This window comes from Polaromonas sp. P1_F6 (assembly GCF_056405695.1).
In genome coordinates this window covers 128393-151091 of record NZ_JBFUBQ010000001.1, presented here as the reverse complement: position 1 = coordinate 151091, position 22699 = coordinate 128393, and the positions used below count along the sequence as shown (strand labels likewise).

General features: G+C 62.3%; 20 protein-coding genes and 3 tRNA genes. 6 read left to right on the top strand and 17 right to left on the bottom strand.

Features of this window, described 5'->3' with window-relative positions; all coding sequences use genetic code 11:
* Positions 1-18: 18 nt before the first annotated feature.
* The 5 genes from AC1DY9_RS00670 to AC1DY9_RS00650 all read right to left on the bottom strand — a co-directional run bounded on the left by AC1DY9_RS00670 (position 19) and on the right by AC1DY9_RS00650 (position 6535).
* Positions 19-1332 carry a lysine N(6)-hydroxylase/L-ornithine N(5)-oxygenase family protein gene (locus tag AC1DY9_RS00670; protein WP_457279921.1) on the bottom strand — a complete coding sequence of 438 codons (1314 nt, stop codon included), beginning with the start codon at positions 1330-1332 and terminating at the stop codon, positions 19-21.
* 92 nt (positions 1333-1424) lie between these two features.
* Complete coding sequence (locus tag AC1DY9_RS00665) at positions 1425-3818, bottom strand: TonB-dependent siderophore receptor (protein ID WP_477665554.1); 2394 nt, start codon at positions 3816-3818, stop codon at positions 1425-1427.
* A 175-nt stretch (positions 3819-3993) separates the two neighbouring features.
* Positions 3994-5061 (bottom strand): FecR family protein, encoded by a 1068-nt coding sequence (locus tag AC1DY9_RS00660; protein ID WP_477665553.1) that lies wholly within the window; start codon positions 5059-5061, stop codon positions 3994-3996.
* Positions 5062-5160: 99 nt separating this feature from the next.
* Positions 5161-5739: a sigma-70 family RNA polymerase sigma factor gene (locus AC1DY9_RS00655; protein ID WP_477665552.1), complete on the bottom strand. Its 579-nt coding sequence runs from the start codon at positions 5737-5739 to the stop codon at positions 5161-5163.
* A 301-nt stretch (positions 5740-6040) separates the two neighbouring features.
* Positions 6041-6535 (bottom strand): Lrp/AsnC family transcriptional regulator, encoded by a 495-nt coding sequence (locus tag AC1DY9_RS00650; RefSeq protein WP_457279917.1) that lies wholly within the window; start codon positions 6533-6535, stop codon positions 6041-6043.
* Positions 6536-6805: 270 nt separating this feature from the next.
* Here AC1DY9_RS00650 and AC1DY9_RS00645 point away from each other — a divergent pair, with 270 nt between their 5' ends.
* Both AC1DY9_RS00645 and AC1DY9_RS00640 read left to right on the top strand, forming a co-directional pair.
* Positions 6806-7792 (top strand): Bug family tripartite tricarboxylate transporter substrate binding protein, encoded by a 987-nt coding sequence (locus tag AC1DY9_RS00645; RefSeq protein ID WP_457280958.1) that lies wholly within the window; start codon positions 6806-6808, stop codon positions 7790-7792.
* An 83-nt stretch (positions 7793-7875) separates the two neighbouring features.
* Complete coding sequence (locus AC1DY9_RS00640) at positions 7876-9060, top strand: ABC transporter substrate-binding protein (RefSeq protein ID WP_477665551.1); 1185 nt, start codon at positions 7876-7878, stop codon at positions 9058-9060.
* 123 nt (positions 9061-9183) lie between these two features.
* Here AC1DY9_RS00640 and AC1DY9_RS00635 read toward each other — a convergent pair.
* From AC1DY9_RS00635 to pip, 10 genes are all read right to left on the bottom strand, one after another.
* Positions 9184-9260 (bottom strand) — tRNA-Asp (locus AC1DY9_RS00635).
* Between the two features lie 105 nt (positions 9261-9365).
* Positions 9366-9441 (bottom strand) — tRNA-Glu (locus AC1DY9_RS00630).
* Between the two features lie 83 nt (positions 9442-9524).
* A tRNA-Ala gene (locus AC1DY9_RS00625) sits at positions 9525-9600 on the bottom strand.
* Between the two features lie 74 nt (positions 9601-9674).
* Positions 9675-11069 (bottom strand): glutamate--tRNA ligase, encoded by a 1395-nt coding sequence (gene gltX / locus AC1DY9_RS00620; protein WP_477665550.1) that lies wholly within the window; start codon positions 11067-11069, stop codon positions 9675-9677.
* 8 nt (positions 11070-11077) lie between these two features.
* Entirely contained in the window at positions 11078-12292 is a 1215-nt protein-coding gene (locus AC1DY9_RS00615; protein WP_477665549.1) for an O-succinylhomoserine sulfhydrylase, read from the bottom strand.
* 2 nt (positions 12293-12294) lie between these two features.
* Positions 12295-13815 carry an amidophosphoribosyltransferase gene (purF, locus tag AC1DY9_RS00610; RefSeq protein ID WP_457279913.1) on the bottom strand — a complete coding sequence of 507 codons (1521 nt, stop codon included), beginning with the start codon at positions 13813-13815 and terminating at the stop codon, positions 12295-12297.
* Between the two features lie 34 nt (positions 13816-13849).
* Positions 13850-14335: a CvpA family protein gene (locus AC1DY9_RS00605; RefSeq protein ID WP_477665548.1), complete on the bottom strand. Its 486-nt coding sequence runs from the start codon at positions 14333-14335 to the stop codon at positions 13850-13852.
* Positions 14336-14357: 22 nt separating this feature from the next.
* Positions 14358-15149, bottom strand: a complete 792-nt coding sequence (locus AC1DY9_RS00600; RefSeq protein ID WP_477665547.1) for an SPOR domain-containing protein — start codon at positions 15147-15149, stop codon at positions 14358-14360.
* Positions 15150-15240: 91 nt separating this feature from the next.
* Positions 15241-16551, bottom strand: a complete 1311-nt coding sequence (folC, locus tag AC1DY9_RS00595) for a bifunctional tetrahydrofolate synthase/dihydrofolate synthase (protein WP_477665546.1) — start codon at positions 16549-16551, stop codon at positions 15241-15243.
* A 133-nt stretch (positions 16552-16684) separates the two neighbouring features.
* Positions 16685-17656 (bottom strand): prolyl aminopeptidase, encoded by a 972-nt coding sequence (pip, locus tag AC1DY9_RS00590; protein ID WP_477665545.1) that lies wholly within the window; start codon positions 17654-17656, stop codon positions 16685-16687.
* Between the two features lie 190 nt (positions 17657-17846).
* On the opposite strand from pip, the gene AC1DY9_RS00585 reads away from it, so the two are divergent.
* On the top strand, positions 17847-18191 hold the full coding sequence (locus AC1DY9_RS00585) for an ArsC family reductase (RefSeq protein WP_477665544.1): 345 nt from the start codon (positions 17847-17849) through the stop codon (positions 18189-18191).
* A gap of 206 nt (positions 18192-18397) precedes the next feature.
* Complete coding sequence (locus AC1DY9_RS00580) at positions 18398-19102, top strand: glycine zipper 2TM domain-containing protein (protein ID WP_477665543.1); 705 nt, start codon at positions 18398-18400, stop codon at positions 19100-19102.
* Between the two features lie 186 nt (positions 19103-19288).
* On the opposite strand, the gene AC1DY9_RS00575 is transcribed toward AC1DY9_RS00580, so the two are convergent.
* Both AC1DY9_RS00575 and AC1DY9_RS00570 read right to left on the bottom strand, forming a co-directional pair.
* Positions 19289-20059, bottom strand: coding sequence for an anti-sigma factor (locus tag AC1DY9_RS00575; RefSeq protein WP_477665542.1), 771 nt, complete (start codon positions 20057-20059; stop codon positions 19289-19291).
* A complete protein-coding gene (locus tag AC1DY9_RS00570) occupies positions 20059-20634 on the bottom strand; it encodes an RNA polymerase sigma factor (protein ID WP_477665541.1) in 576 nt (191 codons plus the stop codon). Before AC1DY9_RS00570 ends, AC1DY9_RS00575 begins: the two co-directional genes overlap by 1 nt.
* Before the next feature lie 210 nt (positions 20635-20844).
* Between AC1DY9_RS00570 and ppnP the strand changes: the two genes are divergently transcribed.
* Positions 20845-21171, top strand: coding sequence for a pyrimidine/purine nucleoside phosphorylase (gene ppnP, locus AC1DY9_RS00565; protein WP_477665540.1), 327 nt, complete (start codon positions 20845-20847; stop codon positions 21169-21171).
* Positions 21172-21269: 98 nt separating this feature from the next.
* Positions 21270-22601, top strand: a complete 1332-nt coding sequence (gene argG, locus AC1DY9_RS00560) for an argininosuccinate synthase (RefSeq protein WP_477665539.1) — start codon at positions 21270-21272, stop codon at positions 22599-22601.
* The last annotated feature ends 98 nt before the right edge of the window (positions 22602-22699 follow it).

The window sequence follows — 22699 nt, the reverse complement described above, 5'->3', positions numbered from 1 at the left end:
TGTTGTGCGCCTCAGGCCTCAGAGCAGGACGAAGTCCGCTGTGGACGGAATAGTGAAATCCTGGATCGCGACGCGACGCTCAATCTTGTAGTGCTCCACGCCCGTGAGTTCGCGCAGGATGTAGGAGTTGCGGTAGCAGCTCATGCCCAGGTCCTGGTTGGTCATGCCGTGGGTGTGCTGGCCGGCGTTCTGCACGAATATCTCGTTGCCGTTGAAATCGGCGGCGTAATTGCGCGCGAGGCGATAGCGGCCTTGTTCGTCCCAACGCAGGCGGTGGCGGATGCCGTCAACGAAAGGCGGGATGTTCTCGCGGTAGCCCGTGGCGAAGACCAGCCCCTCGCTGCGATGCGCATAACGTGCGTCGCAGTCAAGCTGGCGGAATTCGATCTCGTAGCTGTCGCTTCCGGCGTCGTAGCGACACCCCTGCAACTCGCAATTGGTAATGAGGTGCGTGCGCAGCGGCCCCTGCTTTCGCCTGTCGTCCAGCAGGTCATAGATCTGGTTGATCAGGCTGGCATTGACGCCCTTGTACAGGCTGTCCTGCGCGCGCACGATGCGCTCCTTCTTCCCATCGGCCAGGTTGTAGAAGTAATCGATGTAGTCCGGGGAGAACATCTCCAGCGTGAGCTTGGTGGTCTCCATCTGGAAGAAGCGCGAAGAGCGGGTGATCCAGGTCAGGCTGTAGTCGTGCCCGTCGGCGTCCTTGAGCAGGTCGTGGTAGACCTCGGCCGCGCTCTGGCCGCTGCCGACGATGGTGATGGAGCGCTTCTTCTGCAGCTCGGCCTTGCGGGTGATGTAGTCGGCGGTATGCAGGTAGCGATGCCCGCCCGGCGCGCAACATTGTGGGAAACGGGGCTTGGAGCCAACGCCCAGCACCAGCTTGCGGCAGCGCATGACAAAAGGCTCGCGCTGCGGGCCTTGCACACCGGTCACGACATAGCAGCCGTTCTCGATGTCGTGGACGATCTCCTGCACGTCATATTCGAAGCGCGCGTTGGACAGGCGCGCCGCCGCCCAGCGGCAGTAGGCGTTGTACTCAGCCCGCGTCAGGTAGAAGCTCTCGCGGAAGTAGTACGAATAGATTTTCCCTTCTTCCTTGCAGTAGTTGAGAAAGCTGAAGCAGCTGGTGGGGTCCGCCAGGCTCACCAGGTCGGCCAGGAAGGGGTTTTGCAGTGTGGTGTTGTCAATCAGCATCCCGGGGTGCCAGTTGAACTCCGCATTGCGCTCCAGAAAAACCGCGTTCACCCCGGTGATCGGCTCCGCCAGACAGGCCAGACTCAGATTGAAGGGTCCAAGCCCGATCGCAATAAAGTCATAGACATCATTTTTCATTGCACTGAACTCCCTGATTTCTGGTGCGCCATCCGGTGGCGCATGGTGATCAAAAGAATGCCCGCCGCTGACTACCGCACCGGGCCGCGTTCCTACCACTGATACGTCACGGTCGCGTTGACGCTGCGCGCGTCGCCCCAGTAGCAGTACTGCTGGCTCAGGCACGACGCCACATAGGTCTTGTCGAGGAGGTTATTGACGCTCAGGCGAAGGTTGGCGCCCTTGAGCGACGGATTCAGCTGGGCCAGATCGACGCGCAGCATCAGGTCCACCAGCGTGTAGGGCGGCACCTTCATGCTGTTGGCGTTGTCGACCCAGCTCGAGCCCACATGGCGCACGCCCGCACCCATGGTGTAGCCCTGCGAGAAGTTCCAGTCGCCCCAGACCGAGGCCATATGGCGCGGCGCCTGGTACGGCGTGTTGCCGGTGAAGCCGTCCGACGATTCGGTGAACTTCATGTCGGTATAGGTGTAGCTCGCCATCACCGAGACCTTGCGGCTCAGCTGCGAACGGGCCTCCAGTTCCAGGCCGCGCGAGCGCACCTTCCCGGTAGGTTCAAAGTAGGTGGCGCCTACCGGGCGTGTGGCGACATTTTTCTGCGACAGGTCGTACACCGCCGCCGACAGCAAGGTGTTGGAGTCCTTGGGCTGGTAGCGTATGCCGACTTCCAGCTGTTTGGTCTCCGCGGGCGGCAGGTTGTTGCCTTGCCGGTCATTGCGCAGGCTGGGATTAAAGCCGTCCGAATAACCCACGTAGGGCGCAACGCCGTTGTCAAACAGATAGACAATGCCGGCCCGCTTGGTGAATTTGGAGCCGCTCCACTGCGCCGGATTTCCCGAGCCATACTGGTTGGAGGCCTTGGCCCAGTCCATGCGGCCGCCCAGCGTGAAGCGCCAGCGGTCCAGCTCCGTCTGGTTTTGCAGGTAGAGGCCGGTTTGCTCGAGCTGGCGATCGATAGGGTCGCTGGTCACGCCGGTCAGGCCCGGTGCGCCGTAGCCTGGATTGAACACGTTGATCGGCAGCGCGCTGCCCGACTCCCAGCTCCCGCTGACGCGGCGCTTCTGGTAGTCCAGCCCGGTCAGCAGGGTGTGCTTGAGCGCGCCCGTCTCGAAGTGGCCTTCAAGCTGGTTGTCGATGGTGTTGCCGCGTGTCGACTCCGTGGCGCCGGAATAGTAGCGCGTCAACTCGTTGGCGCTGGCCCAGCCATAACCGTAGATCTGGCGCAGCGTGGTATTCGCCGTCACGTGGCGGAAGTTCTGCCGGAACTTCCACGCATCGTTAAAGGCATGCTCGAACTGGTAGCCGAGGAAGCGTTGCTTGCGCTGGTATTTCTCGACACTGGAATCTCCATCGAAGAAATAGCGCGAAATCAGGCGGCCGTTGTGATTGGCATTGAGACTGGCGTCCGCCGGAACCCCGCTGTGATAGCTGCCCTCCGGGTCATCCTGGAGATAAGCCTGCAGCAACAGGCGCGTGTCGTTTGACGGGTTGATCGCCAGGGATGCAGCAATCGCCTGGCGCTCTTCCTTGACTGTGCTGAACTGTGAGTCGAGCGAGCGCGTCAGTGCCGTCAGGCGAAAGGCCATCACACCGTCTTTGTCGATGGGCCCCGAAAGATCGACAGCCGCTTCCCGGCGGTTGCGGTTGCCGGTGGTGACTTGTACTTCCCGGTAAGGCTGGTACTGCGGTGTCATGCTGGTCAGCGCCACCAGGCCGCCCGGCGACGCGCGTCCGTACAGCACAGACGCAGGGCCCCGCACCACGTCAATGCGCTCCAGGAAATAAGGATCCACCTGCATCGAGGTGTAGCTGCCCTGGTCACTCAACATACGCAGCCCGTCAAGCAGGGTGCTGTCTACGCTGCTGTCCTTGAAGCCGCGCAGCGCCACGTAGTCGTAGCGATTGGACGCGCCCACCAGCCCTGTGAAGGCGCCCGGCGAGTAATTCAAGGCCTCGGAAACGCTGCGCGGTTTCTGGTCTTCCAGCTGCTGCTTGGTCACCACCGAGATCGACTGCGGCGTCTCGATGATGGGCGTGTCGGTCTTGGAACCCGAGGCACTGCGCTTGGCGACGTAGCCATTGCCGCCGCTGGTGGCCGTTTCCTGCTCCGCGCCGGCCGTCACGGTCACCAGCGGCAAGGTTGCCGCGCCCGATGACGTTGAAACAGGCTTGACCACAAACACATTGCCGTCGATGGTCGCCGCCAGGCCGCTGCCGGCCAACAGCCTGTCCAGCGCCTGTTGCGGCGTCAAACGGCCAGACACAGCCGGCGCCGTCTTGCCCGCCACCAATGCGGGCTGCACCATCAACTCAAGCCGGGCCTGCTGCGCCAGGTCGTTCAGCGCCTGGGCCAGGGGCTGCACCGCAATGCTGACCTGTACCGGTATGGCGGCACGCGTGCTGCCGGTGTTTTGGGAAAAAGCCACCGTACTTCCGAGGGCCAAAGCCAGGGCCAACGGGGGTAGATGGAAGCGGGAACGAGGCATGCGTGCAATCTCCGGGAGAAGGTTTAAATAAGAATCCTTCTCATGTAGACGCGTGGGCTCTGGGAAACCCTAGGTCGGGCACAAAAGTTTTTTTGTGTCCTGATGTCACCTGCTTCGGCCAGCAGGCCAGGCAGCTCAAGCCGATAACTAATAGTTAGTGGCTAACGGCGAATGACTAATGACCGGCAGAGACGATCTCGGCCTCGCCGCCCTGCTCGCGCAGCTTCACGGGCAAGACCTGCTGCAGGATGCGGGCGAAGTTGCCCGGCCGCCGCGGGTCGAACGTGCCCGTCACGCGCAGCGCGGCCACGGCCGGCTCCCGCACCGTCAGATGCACCGGGCCGTAACGCTCGAACTCGGCCAGAGCCTGGTTCAGAGGCGTGTTGTCAAAACTGACGCGGCTTTCACGCCAGGGCGCAATCCCGGCTGCGGGCAAGGCAGACACCGCGCCCAGCAATCCCGACATGTCGCTCGCGATCTGCTGGCCGGCGACCAGCTCAACCGCCGCATCGGTAGCGGACCGTTCGGCGCGCGCCACGCGCACACGCCCTTCTTCCACCGCAACCTGCACACCCGCACGGCCCGGCACACCGGGCGTGTAGCGCACAGAAAACCGCGTGCCGACCACCGTGATGCGCAAAGGCCCGGCCAGCACATCGAAAGGACGCGCCGGGTCACCCTTGACCTGGAACATTGCCTCTCCCTGCGGCAGGCGCACTTCACGGCGCTCACGGTAAAGCGTGACGTCGGCGGTGGTCAGGGTGTCCAGCCTCAGGCGGCTGCCTTCCGGCAAGACCACCTCCAGCTGCTGGCCTCGCGTGGTGGCAAAACTCTGCTCGAACACCGGTTGCTGCCGCCAGAGGCTCCAGGCCATATAGCCCCCGCAGGAAACCATCAACGCCACGGCGGCCAGTGCGCCCTGCGGCAACCAGGCAGACAGCCCCTGCCACCAGGCGCGCCGGCGCGGCGCGGTACGGACGGCGGCAGCGGCTTTGTCGTCGGCGAGGTTCTGTCTCAGCGTGCGCAAGCCATCTGCCGGCAGCGCGTCGAGCAAACGCCAGTCACGCTGGTGGCGCGCAAAGGCCGCGCCGTGGGCGCTGTCCGCCGCCAGCCAGGCCAGGAACGCAGCCTCGTCCGCCGCGCCAAGCTGCCCACCGGTATGCCGCACGAACCAGTCCAGCGCCGCTTCGTCGGGCTCTGTGGACGGTGCGGCTGGCGGGTGGGCTGGCGGCGGGATGTTCATGGTGTGCTTATCGGCTCTTGGATGTAGACGCACGAACAAGCCGAAACCCTATGCCGGGAAAGCAAGAATACAAATAAAAATTCATTCGAAAGCCGAAAGTCATTCGCGGGCGGGTTTTTTTCGTCGGAGCACCGGGGTAGAGATGGGGGTAGAAGTTGGGCCGGCGGTGGCGGGTGCCCCGTCGAGCGCGTCTTTGCAACGCCTGCAGGCGTCCATGGCCAGCTTGATGTGCTGCTCGACCATCTTGCGCGAGATGCCCATCTGCTCGGCCACCTCCGCATGCGGCAGGCCGTCAAACTTGTGCAGGATAAAAGCCTCGCGGCAGCGCAAAGGCAGGGCATCAATCGTGGCCAGCAGGGCGTTCACCCCTTGCGCGGAAGACGCCGCAGCATCGGGCTCGCAGGCCAGCGGCGCCGCGAGGTTCTCGAGCTCGGCGGCCGAGGCCTCGGCATCGGGATGCAGCGCATCGCCGCGCACTTCACTGCGGCGGTGCTGGTCGATCTGCAGGTTGCGTGCTGTGCGGTAGAGCAGTGCGCGCGGCTCAGGCACCGCCTGGCCGGAATGCTGCACCGCCAGGACGCGCGCATAGCTCTCCTGCACGACATCAGCCGCAGCATCGCGGTTTCGCACCGTGCGGGAACAGAAGTTCAGCAGTTCTTGGTAATAGCGCTCAAGCACAGGTCGGTCATTGCCATGGAGGTGACGGATCCCTTCAAGCGGCAGACGAGATGTGGCGGTGGCTGACCAGGCGCGCGTCGTAGATGGGAATTATTCTCATTATGAACGAAACACGCTATCGGACTCTGCTGCGGGGACCATCGTTACCTTTGATACCACCACTGCCCTGTTGAGCGGTCGCTCCTGAATTCACATGCGAGTCTCAAGGACCCGAGACATCGCAAGAAGGAAGCGAGGAAATGCGCGTTGTCTATGGTCGGGTGTGCTTCAACCTTCATCGGGATTGTCAACACCCTGAAAACTACATAACAGGCAGTTCCGTCGTTGAGAGCACCTGCTTCAGCACGACGAAGGTGCGGATCTGCCGCACCCCCGGGAGGTAGAGCAGCTCCGCGGCATGCAGGCGGTTAAACGATTCGTTGTCCTGCGTGCGGACGGTGACGAAGTAGTCGAACTCGCCCGTCACCACCACGCATTCCAGGCAGCCCGGCACCTTCTGCACCGCTTTTTCGAAGTCGGCGAAGGACTGCGGTGTGGACCGGTCCAACACCACGCCGATCACGACCAGCATGCCAAGGTTCAGCGACGCAGGATTGAGCAGCGCGACGATGCGCTGTACCAGGCCCATCGATTTCAGGCGCTCCACCCGGCGCAAGCAGGCTGCGGGGCTCAGGTGCACCTTGGCCGCCAGTGCCACATTGGAGATCGATGCATCGCGCTGGAGCAGGCGCAGGATCACGCGATCAACCCGGTCCAGGTCAGGTCGTGGGGCAGTTGTTTCATTCTGTAAACGCACTTTTATTTCTCTTTTTTCTTTAATCACACACTTCTCCAAGTTTTAAAATCTAATTATTCGAATAACTGATCTTAAAAGTCAATTATGTTGCAACCCTGTTGCGCGGCCTCGGCGATAGACTTTCCTTGACTCCTCAAGCGGATTTCCGACATGCCCTCCAACTTTGCCGCTTGGGATTCTGGATACGTCGAAACGCAATGCCTGCAGTTTCCTGTTTCGCAACGGTTGATCAACGCGGCCCATGCCGTATCAAAGAGGAGCAATACGATGATGAACCCAAGGTATGAGAAGCGCTTCTTCCTGGCCATGGCGCTGGTCTTGCTGGCCCCATGGGCCAGCGTTCACGCGCAGGGCTATCCGTCCAAGCCGGTCCAACTGGTCATTCCTTTTCCGCCGGGCGGCGCCACCGACATCGCCGGACGGCTGGTCGCCAAGAAGCTGGGTGAGCGCCTGGGGCAACCTGTGGTCATCGACAACCGGCCGGGCGCCGGCACCATCGTCGGTGCCGCATTCGTCGCCAAGGCGGCGCCGGACGGCTACACGCTGCTTATCAGCTCGGGATCCACTTTCACGGTCAACCCGGCACTCATGCCCAAGCTGCCTTACGACCCGATCAAGAGTTTCGAGCCTGTCGGGATGGTGGCGCGCGTTCCCCTTGTTCTTCTGGCCAACTCCGATGTCCCGGTCAACGACCTGAAGCAGCTGATCGCAGCGGTGCAACGCGCACCGGACAAGTACGTGTACGGGTCGTTCGGCAACGGCACCACAGGGCACTTCGCCGGTGAAATGCTCTGGAGCGCCGCTGGCATCAAGCTGCAGCACATCGCTTACAAAGGCAGCGCACCAGCGATGACCGACCTGATGGCCGGCCAAATCCCCTTCTCGATTGACACCGTCGCGGCGGCGCTGCCGCAACTGAAGGCGGCGAAGCCGAGGATCAAAGCCATCGCCGTCACCGGCGAAAGCCGCGCGACGCAAATGCCCACGGTGGCGACTGTGGCGGAGAGCGGTTTCAAAGGTTTCTCGGCCGATTCCTGGCTGGCCATTGCCACGCCCAAGGGGGTGCCGGCGGATGTAAAAGCCAAGCTGCAGAAGGCGCTGGCCGAGACGATGAAGGATCCCGAGCTTCGCGAAAAACTCGTCGCGAACGGACTCGAATACGCCTGGGAGCCCGCTGCCACGGTTGCGGCGCGCATCGAAAACGAGCTGCCCCGCATGCGCGTGATCGCCCTGCGTTCCAACATCCGGATCGATTGAAAGTGGCGGCCGGCAAGGACCTCGTGGCCTTCTCCGATTGATTGTTACCCATGGGGCTGGACTCACTATCTACAGCCTCAGGCTTGACAGGTGAAAGCGTTGCACGTGCGAGTTGGACCGCGTTAAGGAAACTGGAAATGAGAACTGGTCAGTTGATTGCCCGCCTGGCGGGCCTGGTTATCGCAAGCGGTATAACGTCGTCCGTACTGGCCGCGCAGCTTGTAGTCGGTCAGGTGGCGCCGTTGACCGGTATTGACGCGAGCCAGGGCCGCGCCTATGCAGCTGGAATGCAATTGCATTTCAACGCCGTGAACAAGGCGGGCGGGGTCAACGGAAACACCTTCATCCTGGCGCGCCGCGACGACGCTGGACGTCCCGATGAAACACTCACCCAAACGCGCGCGCTTCTGGCCGAGGACAAGCCAGTGGTGCTTGCCGGCTACTTTGGAAGCCGCAACATCGCCCAACTGGTCAGCGCGGGCGTATTTGAGCGCGAGCGCATCGTGCTGGTCGGCTTCCGCGCGACCGAACTGAATCTGGACGTGCCACAACTTTATGGCGTGCGCGCCACATTGCGGGACGAACTTGCGAGAATCACGGCGCACCTGGCGACAGTCGGAATCACCAGGCTTGGCTTGTTTTACGAAAACGGCCCCGGTGCTGCGCCACTCGTCGCCGCCGCACAGGAAGCAGCGGCGAATGCCAAGGCCAGGATCGTGCAAACGGCGGGTTATGACGCCGGGACCAGCCGCGTGACTGCCGCCGCTGACGCCATGCTGCAAGCCTCGCCGCAGGCGATCATCATGATTGCAAGTGGAGGTGCAGCTTCCGGTTTTATTGAAAAATACCGCTCGGCCGGAGGAACGGCCCAGCTGTTTGCACACTCGGGCGCGGACATTGAGCAGATGGCGAAACGGCTTTCTGACGAGCAGATGCAAGGCATCGCGATCGCTCAGGTTACGCCCAGCCCCTACAAACTGACAAATCGGCTTTCCAAGGAGTTCAACGACATCGCGGCAACAGCCGGAGCGCAGGATGTTCCGATCAGCTACGCAATGATGGAAGGCTTCATCGCGGCCAAGGTGATTGTTGAAGCGGCCCGGCGGCAAGGCTTGCGTGTGACCCGTGAAGGTTTTGCTTCCGCTCTGGATGGACTGGACAGCTTTGACCTGGGAGGATATGTCATCGGATTTCGCCCGGGGATGCGCAATGGTTCGCGCTTCGTGGAGATGACGATCGTCAGTGGAAACGGAAGAATCCGGCAATAGAAAAAGCAGGGCCGATACCGCTGCTTTGCGCCACGCACCAAATCTTGAGGACGCAGTCAGGAAACAAGGGCCGGAAAAGAGAAAAGGGTTAGCAGATACTTACCTGCTAACCCTTATCAATATTGGCGGAGTGGACGGGACTCGAACCCGCGACCCCCGGCGTGACAGGCCGGTATTCTAACCAACTGAACTACCACTCCTGGTAGTGACAACATTCGCTCTTTCGAGCCAAGTCGCTTGAGCCCTTGCGGGCCGGCGGTTGTCAACTTGCGCCTTGGGCATCACACGCAAGGTGTGATGAATTCTGGCGACCCTAAGGGGATTCGAACCCCTGTAGCCACCGTGAAAGGGTGGTGTCCTAGGCCTCTAGACGATAGGGTCAAAACCTTGGAACTTCCGGATGAGCCCCTGCTTTCACACGGACCCACAAAACTTCAAATTCTTCCCGACTAACTTTTAACTTTTGGTGGAGGTAAGCGGGATCGAACCGCTGACCTCTTGCATGCCATGCAAGCGCTCTCCCAGCTGAGCTATACCCCCGTCAAGTTATTGAGGTTTCCCTGCAATTGTCGAGCCTTGAATTATAGCCCGAAAAATTGGCCTATTTCAAATCCTCAAACAAGCTTGAGCCGGGAGACCACATCTTCGCGTTTCATGAGCTCCAGAATCGCGTCGAGGGACGGGGTTTGCGGCGTGCCCATGACCAGCACGCGCACGGGCATTGCCAGCTGCGGCATCTTCAGGCCCGTGTCGGCCAGCACCTGTTTGATGGCGGCCGAGATCGCGGCCTTGCTCCACTCGCAGGCCACCAGGGAACTGCTCAGCTTTGCAATGGCAGGGCGCACCGCCTCTGTCACATGCGTGCTGATGTCCTCAGCGCTGGGCTTGCCCCCGGTCACCAGCAGTTGCAGCCAGCCGGCCAGCTCTACGAGTGTGCTGCAGCGGTCTTTAAAAAGCCCGCAGCCGCGCGTCACCCATACCGGGTCCACGCCGGTGATGCCCTGGGCTGCCAGGAAGGGCTGCACCAGCGTTGCCAGTGTGTCATCAGGAGTGGCCTTCAGGTGCTGGGCATTGACCCAGCGCAGCTTGGTTTCATCGAACTGCGCGGCACTCTTGCCCAGGTGATCAAGGTTGAACCATTCAATGAACTGCTCGCGGCTGAAGATTTCGTCGTCGCCGTGGCTCCAGCCCAGGCGCGCCAGGTAATTGACCATGGCGTCCGGCAAATAGCCTTCGGCGGCGTACTGCGTCACTGGCTTGGCGCCATTGCGTTTGCTGAGCTTTTCGCCCTGCTCGTTGAGCACGGTCGGCAGGTGGGCGTACACCGGAGGCTCTTTACCCAGGGCCTTGAAGATGTTGATCTGCCGCGGCGTGTTGTTCACGTGGTCGTCGCCGCGAATCACGTGGGTCATGGCCATGTCGATGTCGTCGACCACCACGCAGAAGTTGTAGGTCGGCGTGCCGTCAGGCCGGGCGATCACCAGGTCGTCGAGTTCGTCGTTGCTGATCTCGATGCGGCCCTTGACCTTGTCGTCCCAGACCACGCTGCCGCCCTGCGGGTTCTTGAAGCGCAGCACGGGCTGCACGCCTTCGGGCACGGGCGGCAGGGTCTTGCCGGGGGCCGGGCGCCAGGTGCCGTCGTAGCGTGGTTTCTCTTTGGCGGCCATCTGCTTTTCGCGCAGGGCGTCGAGCTCCGCCACGCTCATGTAGCAGGGGTAGACCAGGCCATCAACCTGCATCTGGGCAAGCACAGCCTTGTAGCGGTCCATGCGCTGCATCTGGAAGAAGGGGCCTTCATCGTGGTTCAGGCCCAGCCAGCGCATGCCTTCGATGATCACATCGACGGCTTCCTGGCTGGAGCGCTCGACGTCAGTGTCTTCGATGCGCAGGATGAAATCGCCGCCGGTAGCGCGGGCAAACGCCCAGGGGTAAAGCGCCGAGCGGATATTGCCGAGATGGATAAAGCCAGTCGGTGAAGGGGCGAAACGGGTTCTGGTTTTTTGGGTCATTACTTCAGTCATGCGATGAGGCTCAGGCCGCGCGAAAGATCGGCCTTGATGTCGTCCACGTGGTCCAGCCCGACGGCCAGGCGGACCAGGCTCTGACCAATGCCGGCGGCCTGACGCTGCTCTTCGCTGAGGCGCCCGTGCGAGGTGGTGGCGGAATGGCTGATGATGGTCTTGGTGTCACCGAGGTTGGTCGCGATGCTCAGCACCTGCGTGCTGTTGATCACCTTGAAAGCGTTGGCACGTGCCGCTTCCGGCGTGTCGCCGCGTACGTCAAACGACAGCACCGCGCCACCCAGTCCAGATTGCTGGCGCATGGCCAGCTCATGCTGGGGATGCGATTCGAGACCAGGGTAATAAACGCGCGCCACCGCAGGCTGCGTTTCAAGCCACCTGGCAACGGCCAGCGCGTTGGCGCTCTGTGCCTGCATGCGGATGTTCAATGTCTCCAGGCCCTTGAGCACGACCCAGGCGTTGAAGGGCGCGAGCGTCATGCCGGCGGTGCGCACGATCGGGCCAAACACATCAACGATGAGTTTGGACGAGCCGCAGAGCGCACCCGCCATCACACGGCCCTGGCCGTCCAGGTATTTGGTGCCCGAATGCATGATGAGGTCAGCGCCGAATTCCACCGGACGCTGCAGGGCCGGTGAGCAAAAGCAGTTGTCCACCGCGAGCAAGGCGCCCACGCTGTGCGCCAGATCAGCCAGCGCCCGGATGTCGCAGACTTCGGTCAGCGGATTGGTCGGGGTTTCAGCAAACAGCAGCTTGGTGCCGGGTCGCAATGCGGCCTTCCACTCGCTCACGTCGGTCTGCGACACAAACGTGGTTTCAACGCCGAACTTCCCGAACTCGCGGCCTATCAAGGCGATCGTCGAGCCAAACATCGAACGCGAGCAAATGACGTGGTCGCCAGACTTCAGCAATCCCATGCACATCATCAGGATCGCGCCCATGCCGGTCGAGGCGCCGATGGCGGCTTCGGTGCCCTCCATCGCGGCGAGGCGGCGTTCAAAGCTTGTGACCGTCGGGTTGGACGTGCGGCCGTAGGTGTAGCCTTCTGTCGGGTCGGCAAAGCGCCGTGCCGAGGTCTCGGCATCGGGTTGCACAAAGCCGCTGGTCAGGTACAGCGCTTCGGAGTTTTCGCCGTGCTGGCTGGGCTCCAACGCCACGCGCACGGCCAGCGTATCGCGGTGCAGGTTGTCAGGCAGTTTTCTTTTCGTCATGCTCAGGCTTCTTGCGGATTGGGCAATGCCAGGCGGGACACGTCCACGTCGCCTTCTTCGCCGGCGGTGTCGGCGCGCTGTGAATTCATCGCGGCGATGGTCTCTGCAGTCACGTCGCCCGTGATGTAAACGCCGTCAAAGCAGGAGGCGTCAAAGCCGTCGAGCTTGCCGTTGAGTGAGCCAATGGCGCGCTTCATGCCTTCCACGTCCTGGTAAATCAGCGCGTCGCAGCCGATCACTTCGCGGATTTCTTCAATCGTGCGGCCGTGGGCCACCAGCTCATCAGGTGTGGGCATGTCAATGCCGTACACGTTGGGAAAGCGCACCGGCGGCGCAGCGCTGGCAAGGTAGACCTTGCGCGCACCGGCGTCACGCGCCATTTGCACGATCTCGCGGCTGGTGGTGCCGCGCACGATGGAATCGTCGACCAGCAGCACGTTACGGCCCTTGAACTCGCTGGCAATCACGTTGAGCTTCTGGCGCACGGACTTCTTGCGCACGCCCTGCCCCGGCATGATGAAGGTGCGGCCCACGTAACGGTTCTTGACGAAACCTTCGCGGTAAGGAATGCCCAGCAAGTGCGCCAGCTGCGTGGCACTCGGCCGGCTGGATTCGGGGATCGGGATGATCACATCGATCTCGCTGGGTGGCACGGTAGAGACCACGCGTTTGGCCAGCGTCTCGCCCAGGTTCAGGCGGGCCTGATAGACCGAAATACCGTCCAGCACGGAGTCAGGACGCGCCAGGTACACAAATTCGAAGATGCAGGGGTTGAGTTTGGCGTTGGGTGCGCACTGCTCGGCGTGCACCACGCCTTCCATGTCTACATACACGGCTTCGCCCGGGGCGATGTCGCGCTCGAACTGGTGCGAAGTGCCTTCGAGCGCCACCGATTCGCTGGCCACCATGACGGTCGTGCCGTTTTCATTCTCGCCGCGGCCGATGCACAGCGGTCGGATGCCAAAGGGATCACGGAAAGCCAGCAAGCCGTGACCGGCGATCAGCGCGACGACGGCATAAGAGCCCTTCACGCGCTTGTGCACACCGCGCACTGCGGCGAACACATCAACCGGCTTGAGCGGCAGGCCGCGTGTGGTTTTTTCTAGCTCATGCGCCAGCACGTTGAGCAGCACTTCAGAATCGCTGTCGGTGTTGATGTGACGGTGGTCAGTGTTGAAGAGCTCGGCCTTCAGCTCGGCCGCATTGGTCAGGTTGCCGTTGTGCGACAGCACGAGGCCGAAGGGCGCATTGACGTAAAACGGCTGGGCTTCGTCTTCGCTGTAGGCGTTGCCTGCTGTGGGGTAGCGCACCTGGCCCAGGCCCACCGTGCCCGGCAGCGCGCGCATGTTGCGGGTGCGGAACACGTCGCGCACCATGCCCTTGGCCTTGTGCATGTAGAACTTGCGCCCCTGCTGCGTGACGATGCCCGCGGCATCCTGGCCGCGATGCTGCAAAAGCAGCAGTCCGTCATAAATCAGCTGATTGACCGGGGCTTTGCTGACGACGCCGACTATCCCGCACATGGTGTTCCGATCATGATGAGTTGACTCTTCAAAGTTAAATTAAATACTTGGCAAACTGTTCGGGCAATACCGGCTTCAGGGCCTTGAGCGTGGCCGTCAACACCGGCGCGCCCTTTGATTCCCGCCACCAACTGCTGGACTTCAGCGCCGTCATGTCGATCACAACGGTCGCCGCCAGCAGCAAAACAATTCCGCGCAACACACCAAAAGCGGCTCCGAATACTCTGTCCACAGGCGCCAGGCCGACGGCAGCTACCAGCTTCTTCACCACAAAGGCCAGCAGCCCTGCCGCGAACACGGCGGCAATAAAGATCAGCACAAACGCCGCCGCATAACGCACCGGGTCAGAAGCAGACTGCACCGGCAAGCGGGTGGCCAGGTCGGGCGCAAACCATTGCGCCACAAAAAACGACACCACCCAGCCCAGCACCGACAACACCTCATACACCAGCCCGCGCCATGCGCCCAACAGCATGGAAAAAACCAGCACCCCCAGCAAAATCCAGTCAACAGCCGTCACGACACCACCGGGGCAGTACCCATTACAAGGTCAGGATGGCAGCGGGTAAATCAAGGCCCTTGATCTTGGTCGCCGCCTTGTCGGCCTCGGCCTTGGTGGCAAACGGGCCCACGCGGACCCGGATGCGCTTGCCGTCTTTGGTTTCCGCCACTTGTGTATAGGTTTTGAGGCCCGCCTTTTCCACCTTCAGGCGCGCTTCGCGGGCCTTGGCCACATCGGCAAACGCGCCGACCTGAACCACAAAACGGCCATCCGCCTCGCTGGCAGACGGTTTGGCGGCCGGCGCGGCGGTGCCGTTCAGCAGTGCGGCGGCACGTGTGGCGTCGTCGTTCGCAGCGGGCTTGGCCGGCTTGGTTTCCGGTTTGACCGCAGGCTTCACCTCAGGTTTGGTTTCCGGTTTTGCTTCATTTTTGATAGCTGGTGGCGCAGATGCAGCAAGGGCTGGAGCCGGTTTTGATGAAAGAATTTCTTCCCTGGGTGCCAGGCTGGCGTCAGCGGTCACTTTTTCGGCGGGCTTGTCGGCCACCTTGGGGGCAGATGCGGAAGTGGCTGCCGGGGCACCGGGCCCGGGAATCACCAGGGGCTTGACCGTGCCTTTGCCGGGAATTTCAATCGGGATATCGACCGGAATGGGCCTGGGCTGGGTGTCAAACAGCAGCGGGAAACCCAACACGCCGATCAGCACCAGCACGGCAGAACCGATCAGCCGGTGTTTGGCGCGCTTGCGAATCACTTCCACGCTTTCCGTTTGAGCGGCTGACCCGGCATTGGAGGCAGCGTTGGAGCCGCCCCGGCGGAAGTTGAAAAACGGCATGGTGTGGCTTGGATCCGATAAGGGGTGACGTTAACGGTGAACGCGGGCTGACGGCCCTTTTTTGAACGCGTTGCGGGCCGCTTGTCAGGTCTCAGGCGGCCAGGTGCGGGGCCGAAAGACGCGGCACACCGTCCTTCAAAATGCCGCCCACCGTGTAGAAGGAGCCGAACACGACAATTCTATCAGCGGGGGTTGCGGCCCTGACCGCCGCCTGCAGCGCCGCTTCGGGGGATTTGTAAGTGCCGGCGCTTGCATCAGGCCGGGTATTGGCCGCCGTCCACCTGGCCTGCAAATCCTCGGCAGAAGCGGCCCGCGGCGTCGGCAAATCGGTGAAATACCACTTGTCGATAAGCGGCGCCACCCGTGCCAGCATGGGCGCCAGGTCCTTGTCGGCCATGGCACCGAACACCGCGTGCGTGCAGGGGTAAAAGCCCATGGCATCGAGGTTTTCAGCCAGCGCGGCCACCGAATGGGGGTTGTGCGCCACATCCAGCACCAGCGTGGGCTGGCCGGGCACGATCTGAAAGCGCCCCGGCAGTTCGACCATTGACAAGCCGTTGCGCACCGCCTGGGCCGTCACCGGCAGGCGCTCACGCAAGGCCGTCAGCGCCGCCAGCACGCCTGAAGCATTGACAAGCTGGTTGGCGCCGCGCAAGGCCGGATACGCCAGGCCGGCATAGCGGCGCCCACGCCCTGCCCAGCCCCATTGCTGCTTGTCGCCCGAAAAATTGAAGTCGGTGCCGAAACGCCACAAGTCAGCACCCACTGCGGCGGCGTAGTCAATGATGCTTTGCGGCGGCACCGGATCGCTCACGATGACCGGCTTGCCGGCGCGCATGATGCCGGCCTTTTCGCGGCCAATGCTTTCACGGTCAGGGCCCAGGTATTCCATGTGGTCCAGGTCGATGCTGGTGATCACCGCGCAGTCCGCGTCCAGCATGTTCACGGCGTCCAGACGCCCGCCCAGGCCGACTTCGAGGATGACGACATCCAGCTTTGCGTCGGCCAGCAGCTGCAGGATGGCCAGGGTGGTGAATTCAAAGTAGGTCAGCGAAATCGCATCCCCGCCCTGCGTGCGCGCCGCCTCGACGCGCGCGAATTGCGCAACCAGCTCGTCAGCCTTCACGATGTCGCCGCGCACCCGGCAGCGCTCTTCAAAATGCACCAGGTGCGGCGAAGTGAAGACGCCGGTGCGGTAGCCGGCCTGCAGCAAGATGGCTTCAAGCATCGCGCAGGTCGAGCCTTTGCCGTTGGTGCCGGCCACCGTGATGATGGGGCAGTCAAAGGCCAGGCCCATGCGCCTGGCCACAGCGCTGATGCGCGTCAGGCCCATGTCGATGCCGACGGGGTGCAGATGCTCGCAATAGGCGAGCCAGTCGTCGAGAGTTTTCAAATTTTGCATACAGCCCCCTATTGTCGCAAAGCCGGCCTTTCCTCCAAGCGGGGGCCGCGGTCCGGCTCTGCCGGTCGCAGGCGCCGCCCCCTGCAAGGGGGGAGGACGCTACACGCAGTGAGCGTCAACGGGGGTGTTCGAGCTATTTGGCAAACCGGTCGGTGGCTGCGATCAGCTGGCGCAGGATGCCGGGCTCGTTGAAGGCGTGGCCAGCGTTGTCGACCATGTGGAATTCAGCCTCCGGCCAGGCGCGGTGCAGATCCCAGGCGGTTTTGGCCGGTGTGGCCACGTCGTAGCGGCCTTGGACGATGACACCGGGAATCCCGGCCAGCTTGTGCGCATCGCGAATCAGTTGCCCTTCTTCGAGCCAGCCGGCGTGCACAAAATAATGGTTTTCGATGCGGGCGAACGCCAGCGCAAAAGCGTCGTCGCCGTGCTGGGCGGTAAAAGACGGGTCAGGCAATAGCGTAATCGTCTGGCCTTCCCACAGGCTCCAGGCGCGGGCAGCCGCCAGTTGCGCAGCACGGTCGGCGCCCACCAGCCGTTTTCGGTAGGCGGCAATCAGGTCGCCGCGCTCTGCCTGGGGAATGGGTTTGATGAACTCTTCCCACAAATCAGGGAACAACCAGGACGCCCCTTCCTGGTAGTACCAGAGCAGTTCGGCACGCCGCAGCGCAAAAATACCCCTGACGACGAGCGCCGACACGCGGGCCGGATGCGCCTGCGCATAAGCCAGCGCCAGTGCGCTGCCCCAGGAGCCGCCGAACACCAGCCAGCGCTCCACACCCAGCAGGGTGCGCAAGCGCTCGATATCGGCCACCAGGTGCCAGGTGGTGTTGTTTTCCAGCGAGGCGCTGGGGCGGGAACGGCCGCAGCCGCGCTGGTCGAACAGCAGCACGCAATAGCGTTCGGGATCAAACAGGCGGCGATGCTCGGGCGAGCAGCCGGCGCCAGGGCCGCCATGCAAAAACACTGCCGGCTTTCCTTTGGGGTTGCCGCACAGCTCCCAGTACACCGAATGGCCGTCACCCGTTTCAAGAATGCCCGTGCGAAAGGGTTCGAGAGGCGGGTAAAGAACGGCGGGGGCAGTGCGCGTGGCTGAAGCAGCGGTCATGGGGCAAGGCATCCATACAAAAAAAGGTTGCGCCGGTCGGCGTTCTTCATTATTCCAGCCTTGCCAAAGGCCCGCTTACGCGCCCGGGCCCTTGCCCGCCTTTGCAGAAACGCTACTAATTTGATAGCTGCTCGCGCTCGTCCCGCTTGGCCGGAAGGCCTGTTTTCCTTAAATCTGCGAAAATCGGGCCATGATCATTCTTTACGGCATCCCCAATTGCGACACCGTCAAAAAGGCCCGCGCATGGCTCGGCGAACAAGGTGTTGACTACCAGTTTCACGATTTCAAGAAGCAGGGCGTGCCGCCCGACCAGCTGACGCGATGGGCCCAGGCAGCCGGCTGGGAAAAGCTGCTGAACCGCCAGGGCACCACCTGGCGAAAGCTGGACCCGGCGCTGCAGGCCGGCGTGCATGACAGCGCCAGCGCCCAAACGCTGATGCTGGCCAACCCCAGCGTCATCAAGCGGCCGGTGGTGGACTGGGGCAAAGACATCACCGTCGGTTTTGACGCCCCGGGCTGGGCTGCGAGGGTTTGAACGCACGGCAGGCCGACCGGTTACGTTTTGCAGCCTGTTTTGCCTCCAGAGGGCTTTAATGGGCAGCTTTACCGTCGATTTACCGAACTCCGCGCCCCAAAATGACTCTGACTTACTAAAATTACGTTTGCCGCCCGAGCCATCACCCGACCAGGGTGAGACCTTTGGCGGTGCAACTTCAGCCACGGGCTGAAAAGGGTTGAATCATGAAAAAAGCGCTTGTTCTCTCTGCTCTGGCCGCCGCCTCCGGGTTGGCAGCTGTACCCGCCTCCGCCATGGACATCCTGGCCCGGGTGATTTCAAGCACGCCGGTGGTGCAGCAAGTGGCCGTACCGCGCCAGGTCTGCAGCAACCAACCCGTCGTCGTCCAGCAACCGAACTCGGGCGCAGGCGCGCTGATGGGCGCCCTTGCGGGCGGTGCAGCCGGTAACGCCATCGGCAATGGCGGTGGCCGTGCCGTCGCCACCATGATCGGCCTGGTGGGCGGTGCCATCGTTGGCGACCGCATCGAAGGCTCAAACAACCAGGTTCAAAACGTGCAGCAGTGCGCGACGCAAACCTATTACGAAAACCGCCCCAGCCACTACAACGTGGTGTACGAATACCAGGGTACGCAGTACAGCACGCAGATGGCCACCGACCCGGGCCAGTATGTACGCCTGCAGGTCACGCCGGTCGGCGCCATGGCGCCTGCGCCGCAGACCTTCCAGTCCGCGCCGCAGCAGCCCCAGACCTATGTGCAACCGGCACCCCAGCCCGTGTACGTGCAGCCTGCTGTGACTTACGTGGAGCAGCCGGTGGTTTACCCGGCTTACTATCCGCGGCCCTACTACCAGCCTTATTACGCCCCCATCGGCCTGTCGCTGAACTTCGGTTACAGCCGGGGCTATGGCCACCATCACTGGCGCTGAGACCAACTGGCGGGCTAATAAACAAAAAAAGGGGCGTTACCAACGCCCCTTTTTGCTGCCCGCCCGATAGCTCTAAGAGCCGCTCACAAAGCCCAGCGAAGCGGTCCTGGCTAGGCGCGTCGCCGCAGACAGTGCTACAGCACGGCAAGGCGGCGCAACAACGCCAGGAGGGTTTTGTGAGCGGCGCTATTTGGGTGTCTCGATGAGCGCGCCCTTAAACAGCACCGGCCCGGTCGGCCCGCTGCCCGGCGGCACGCCACCCTTGGGCTCAAGCGTGATCGCCAGCGTCGGAACCTGACGCATGTCGGTGCCCGCGGCGGTCAGGCGAACCACGGGGTCCGCATTCATCACACCCAGCGATTTGGGCGCCGCGCCGGGCGGCAAGGCCCACAGTTCCAGCGACTTGTCAGGTTGCTCCCTGAAGCTGCCCACGCGCTTAAGCACCAGCGTTTTGTTCTTCGGATCAAACGTCACCAGCAGCGATGCCGAAGCCTTGTCATCCGTCAGTACGGCCACGTATTCGATCTCGGGCGTGGCTGTCAGTTTGGCGGTCAGTTCGCTCACTTGCCCGCTCAGCCGGCCGTTCACGTTCAGCCCCACGACAACCGCCGCTGCAGTCGCGAGTGCGCCCGCCACGGCCCCGCCGCGCCACAAGCCCAGGCTGGACCACCAACCCACGGCACTCGGAGCGGCCCGCGCCGCCTGCATGGCGCGCGCCTCCTTGTCGGCCCGCACCAGGTTTTCAATGCGTTTCCAGACCACCGGGCTGGGCGCCTCTTGCGGCTGCAGCTCAGCCACCGACGACAGCCGGCTTTGCCAGACCAGCGCCGCAGCACGCAAGGTCGCGTTGTCACGTGCCAGCGTCTCAAACCGGCGACGCGCGCCGCCGCGCAAGGTGCCCAGCGCATAGCTGGCTGCCAGTTGATCCATCAGGGCGGGGTTGTTCTGGATATTCATTACGCGAACCTCGCCATGCAGCCGCGAAGCTGTTCCAGCCCACGCCGGATCCAGGTTTTAACGGTACCCAAAGGCAGCTTCAGCTGCTCAGCCAGCTCGCCATGACTCAAATCCCGCAAATACGCCAGGCTCACCACTTCACGCTGCTTGTGCTCCAGCTGGCCCAGGCACTGATGCAAAGCCCAGGCCTGTTCGCTGGCCTGGGTCGTGTCCATCGGGTTGGGCGAGTCGCCGGCCACCGTGTCGGAAATCACGTCGTCAAGTTCCTGCATCAGGTCGGCCCGGTCCGAAGCCCGGCGCCGCAAAAAATCCAGGCCGCGGCTGCGCACCACCAGCGCCATCCAGGCCATGGGCGGTGAGAGGGTCGCCTTGTAGTCGCCTGCGATGCGCCAGATGTTCAAAAAAGCTTCCTGCAGCACGTCTTCAGCCCATTCACGGTTGGTCACCACACGAATCGCGACACCGTAGAGCTTGGACGAAGTCAGCTCATACAGCTCCCGCAGGGCCGACTCATCGGCCTGGGCCACGCGGTCAATCAGCGCGATCAATTGTCTGTCCGGGCTTTCTGGCTTCATGAAGAACATTGTCAGGCATTGGTGGCTATCGGGAAACACCGGCAGGCGGCTGGTACGGGGGATACGCCACAAAGCGCCAACCGGATTCACCGCGGGCCCGGCGAAGGGCTCCGGGTGACCTAAAATCAACGGTTTGGGCGCCACGCGGTGCTTTCCCGCAGCCCGGAACAGCCCCTTTCGCCCCTTTCAGTCTCTTTTCAGCACATTCCCATGCCTACCGAACAAATCGACAACATCAGCGTGACCACCAAGGCCAACGTCTACTTTGACGGCAAATGCGTGAGCCACGGCATCACGCTGGCCGACGGCACCAAAAAATCGGTCGGCGTGATCCTTCCGGCCACCCTGACCTTCAACACCGGCGCGCCCGAGGTCATGGAATGCGTGGCGGGCGCCTGCGAATACAAGCTGGCCGGCAGCGACAGCTGGGTGAAGTCTTCGGCCGGCGAAAAGTTCAGCGTGCCCGGCAACGCCAAATTCGAAATCCGCGTTGCAGCGGGCGAAGCGGCTTACCACTACATCTGCCACTTCGGTTAAAAAGCGTCTTGGTCCACCCCCAACCGATCCTTCGCTCCTTTTTTCATAGCTGCTTGCGCAGGTTCTGCGCGGCTTACAGCGATACTCAGGCCTAAAAAATGTCCAACACCATTCTGCAAAACATCCCCGCCAACCAAAAGGTCGGCATCGCGTTCTCTGGCGGCCTGGACACCAGCGCCGCGCTGTTGTGGATGAAACAGAAGGGCGCCCTGCCCTACGCGTACACCGCCAACCTGGGCCAGCCCGACGAAGCCGACTACGACGAGATTCCGCGCAAGGCCATGGAATACGGCGCCATCAAGGCCCGCCTGGTCGACTGCCGCCCGCAGCTCGCCGCTGAAGGCATTGCCGCGCTGCAAAGCGGCGCGTTCCACATCACGACTGCCGGCGTGACCTACTTCAACACCACGCCACTGGGCCGCGCTGTCACCGGCACCATGCTGGTGTCGGCGATGAAGCAGGACGACGTGAACATCTGGGGCGATGGCTCCACCTTCAAGGGCAACGACATCGAGCGCTTCTACCGCTACGGGCTGTTGACCAACCCCGCGCTGAAGATCTACAAACCCTGGCTGGACCAGCAGTTCATCGACGAACTGGGCGGCCGCGCCGAGATGAGCGCGTTCATGACAGCCAACGGCTTTGGCTACAAGATGAGCGCCGAGAAGGCCTACAGCACCGACAGCAACATGCTGGGCGCCACGCACGAAGCCAAAGACCTGGAAAACCTCAACAGCGGTATCAAGATCGTCAACCCCATCATGGGCGTACCGTTCTGGAAAGACGACTGCGTCGTCAAGGCCGAAGAAGTGAGCGTGACCTTTGAAGAAGGCCGCCCCGTGGCCCTGAACGGCGTCGCATACCCTGACCTCGTGAGCCTGATCCTCAAAGCCAACGAAATCGGCGGCCGCCACGGCCTGGGCATGAGCGACCAGATCGAAAACCGCATCATCGAAGCCAAGAGCCGCGGCATCTACGAAGCCCCGGGCCTGGCGCTGCTGTTCATTGCCTACGAGCGCCTGGTTACCGGCATCCACAACGAAGACACCATCGAGCAATACCGTGACAACGGCCGCAAGCTCGGCCGCCTGCTGTACCAGGGCCGCTGGTTCGACAGCCAGGCCATCATGCTGCGCGAAACCGCCCAACGCTGGATCGCCAGCGCCATCACCGGCACCGTGACGATGGAACTGCGCCGCGGCAACGACTACTCGCTGCTGAACACCGAATCGCCCAACCTGACCTACGCGCCTGAGCGTTTGAGCATGGAAAAAGTGGAAGACGCGCCGTTCAGCCCGCTGGACCGCATTGGGCAACTGACTATGCGCAATCTGGACATTACCGATACACGGGCCAAGCTGGGGATTTATTCCAATGCCGGGATGCTGGAATTGGGCAAGGGGGATGATTTCTTGAAGTTGGGCAAGTAAGTCCCGGTTAACGCCTAAAGACAAAGCCCGTCAGGTGTTAGCCTGACGGGCTTTGTTGTTTTGGTGTTTCGTAATTCAGTAGCGCAACCACAGCTTTC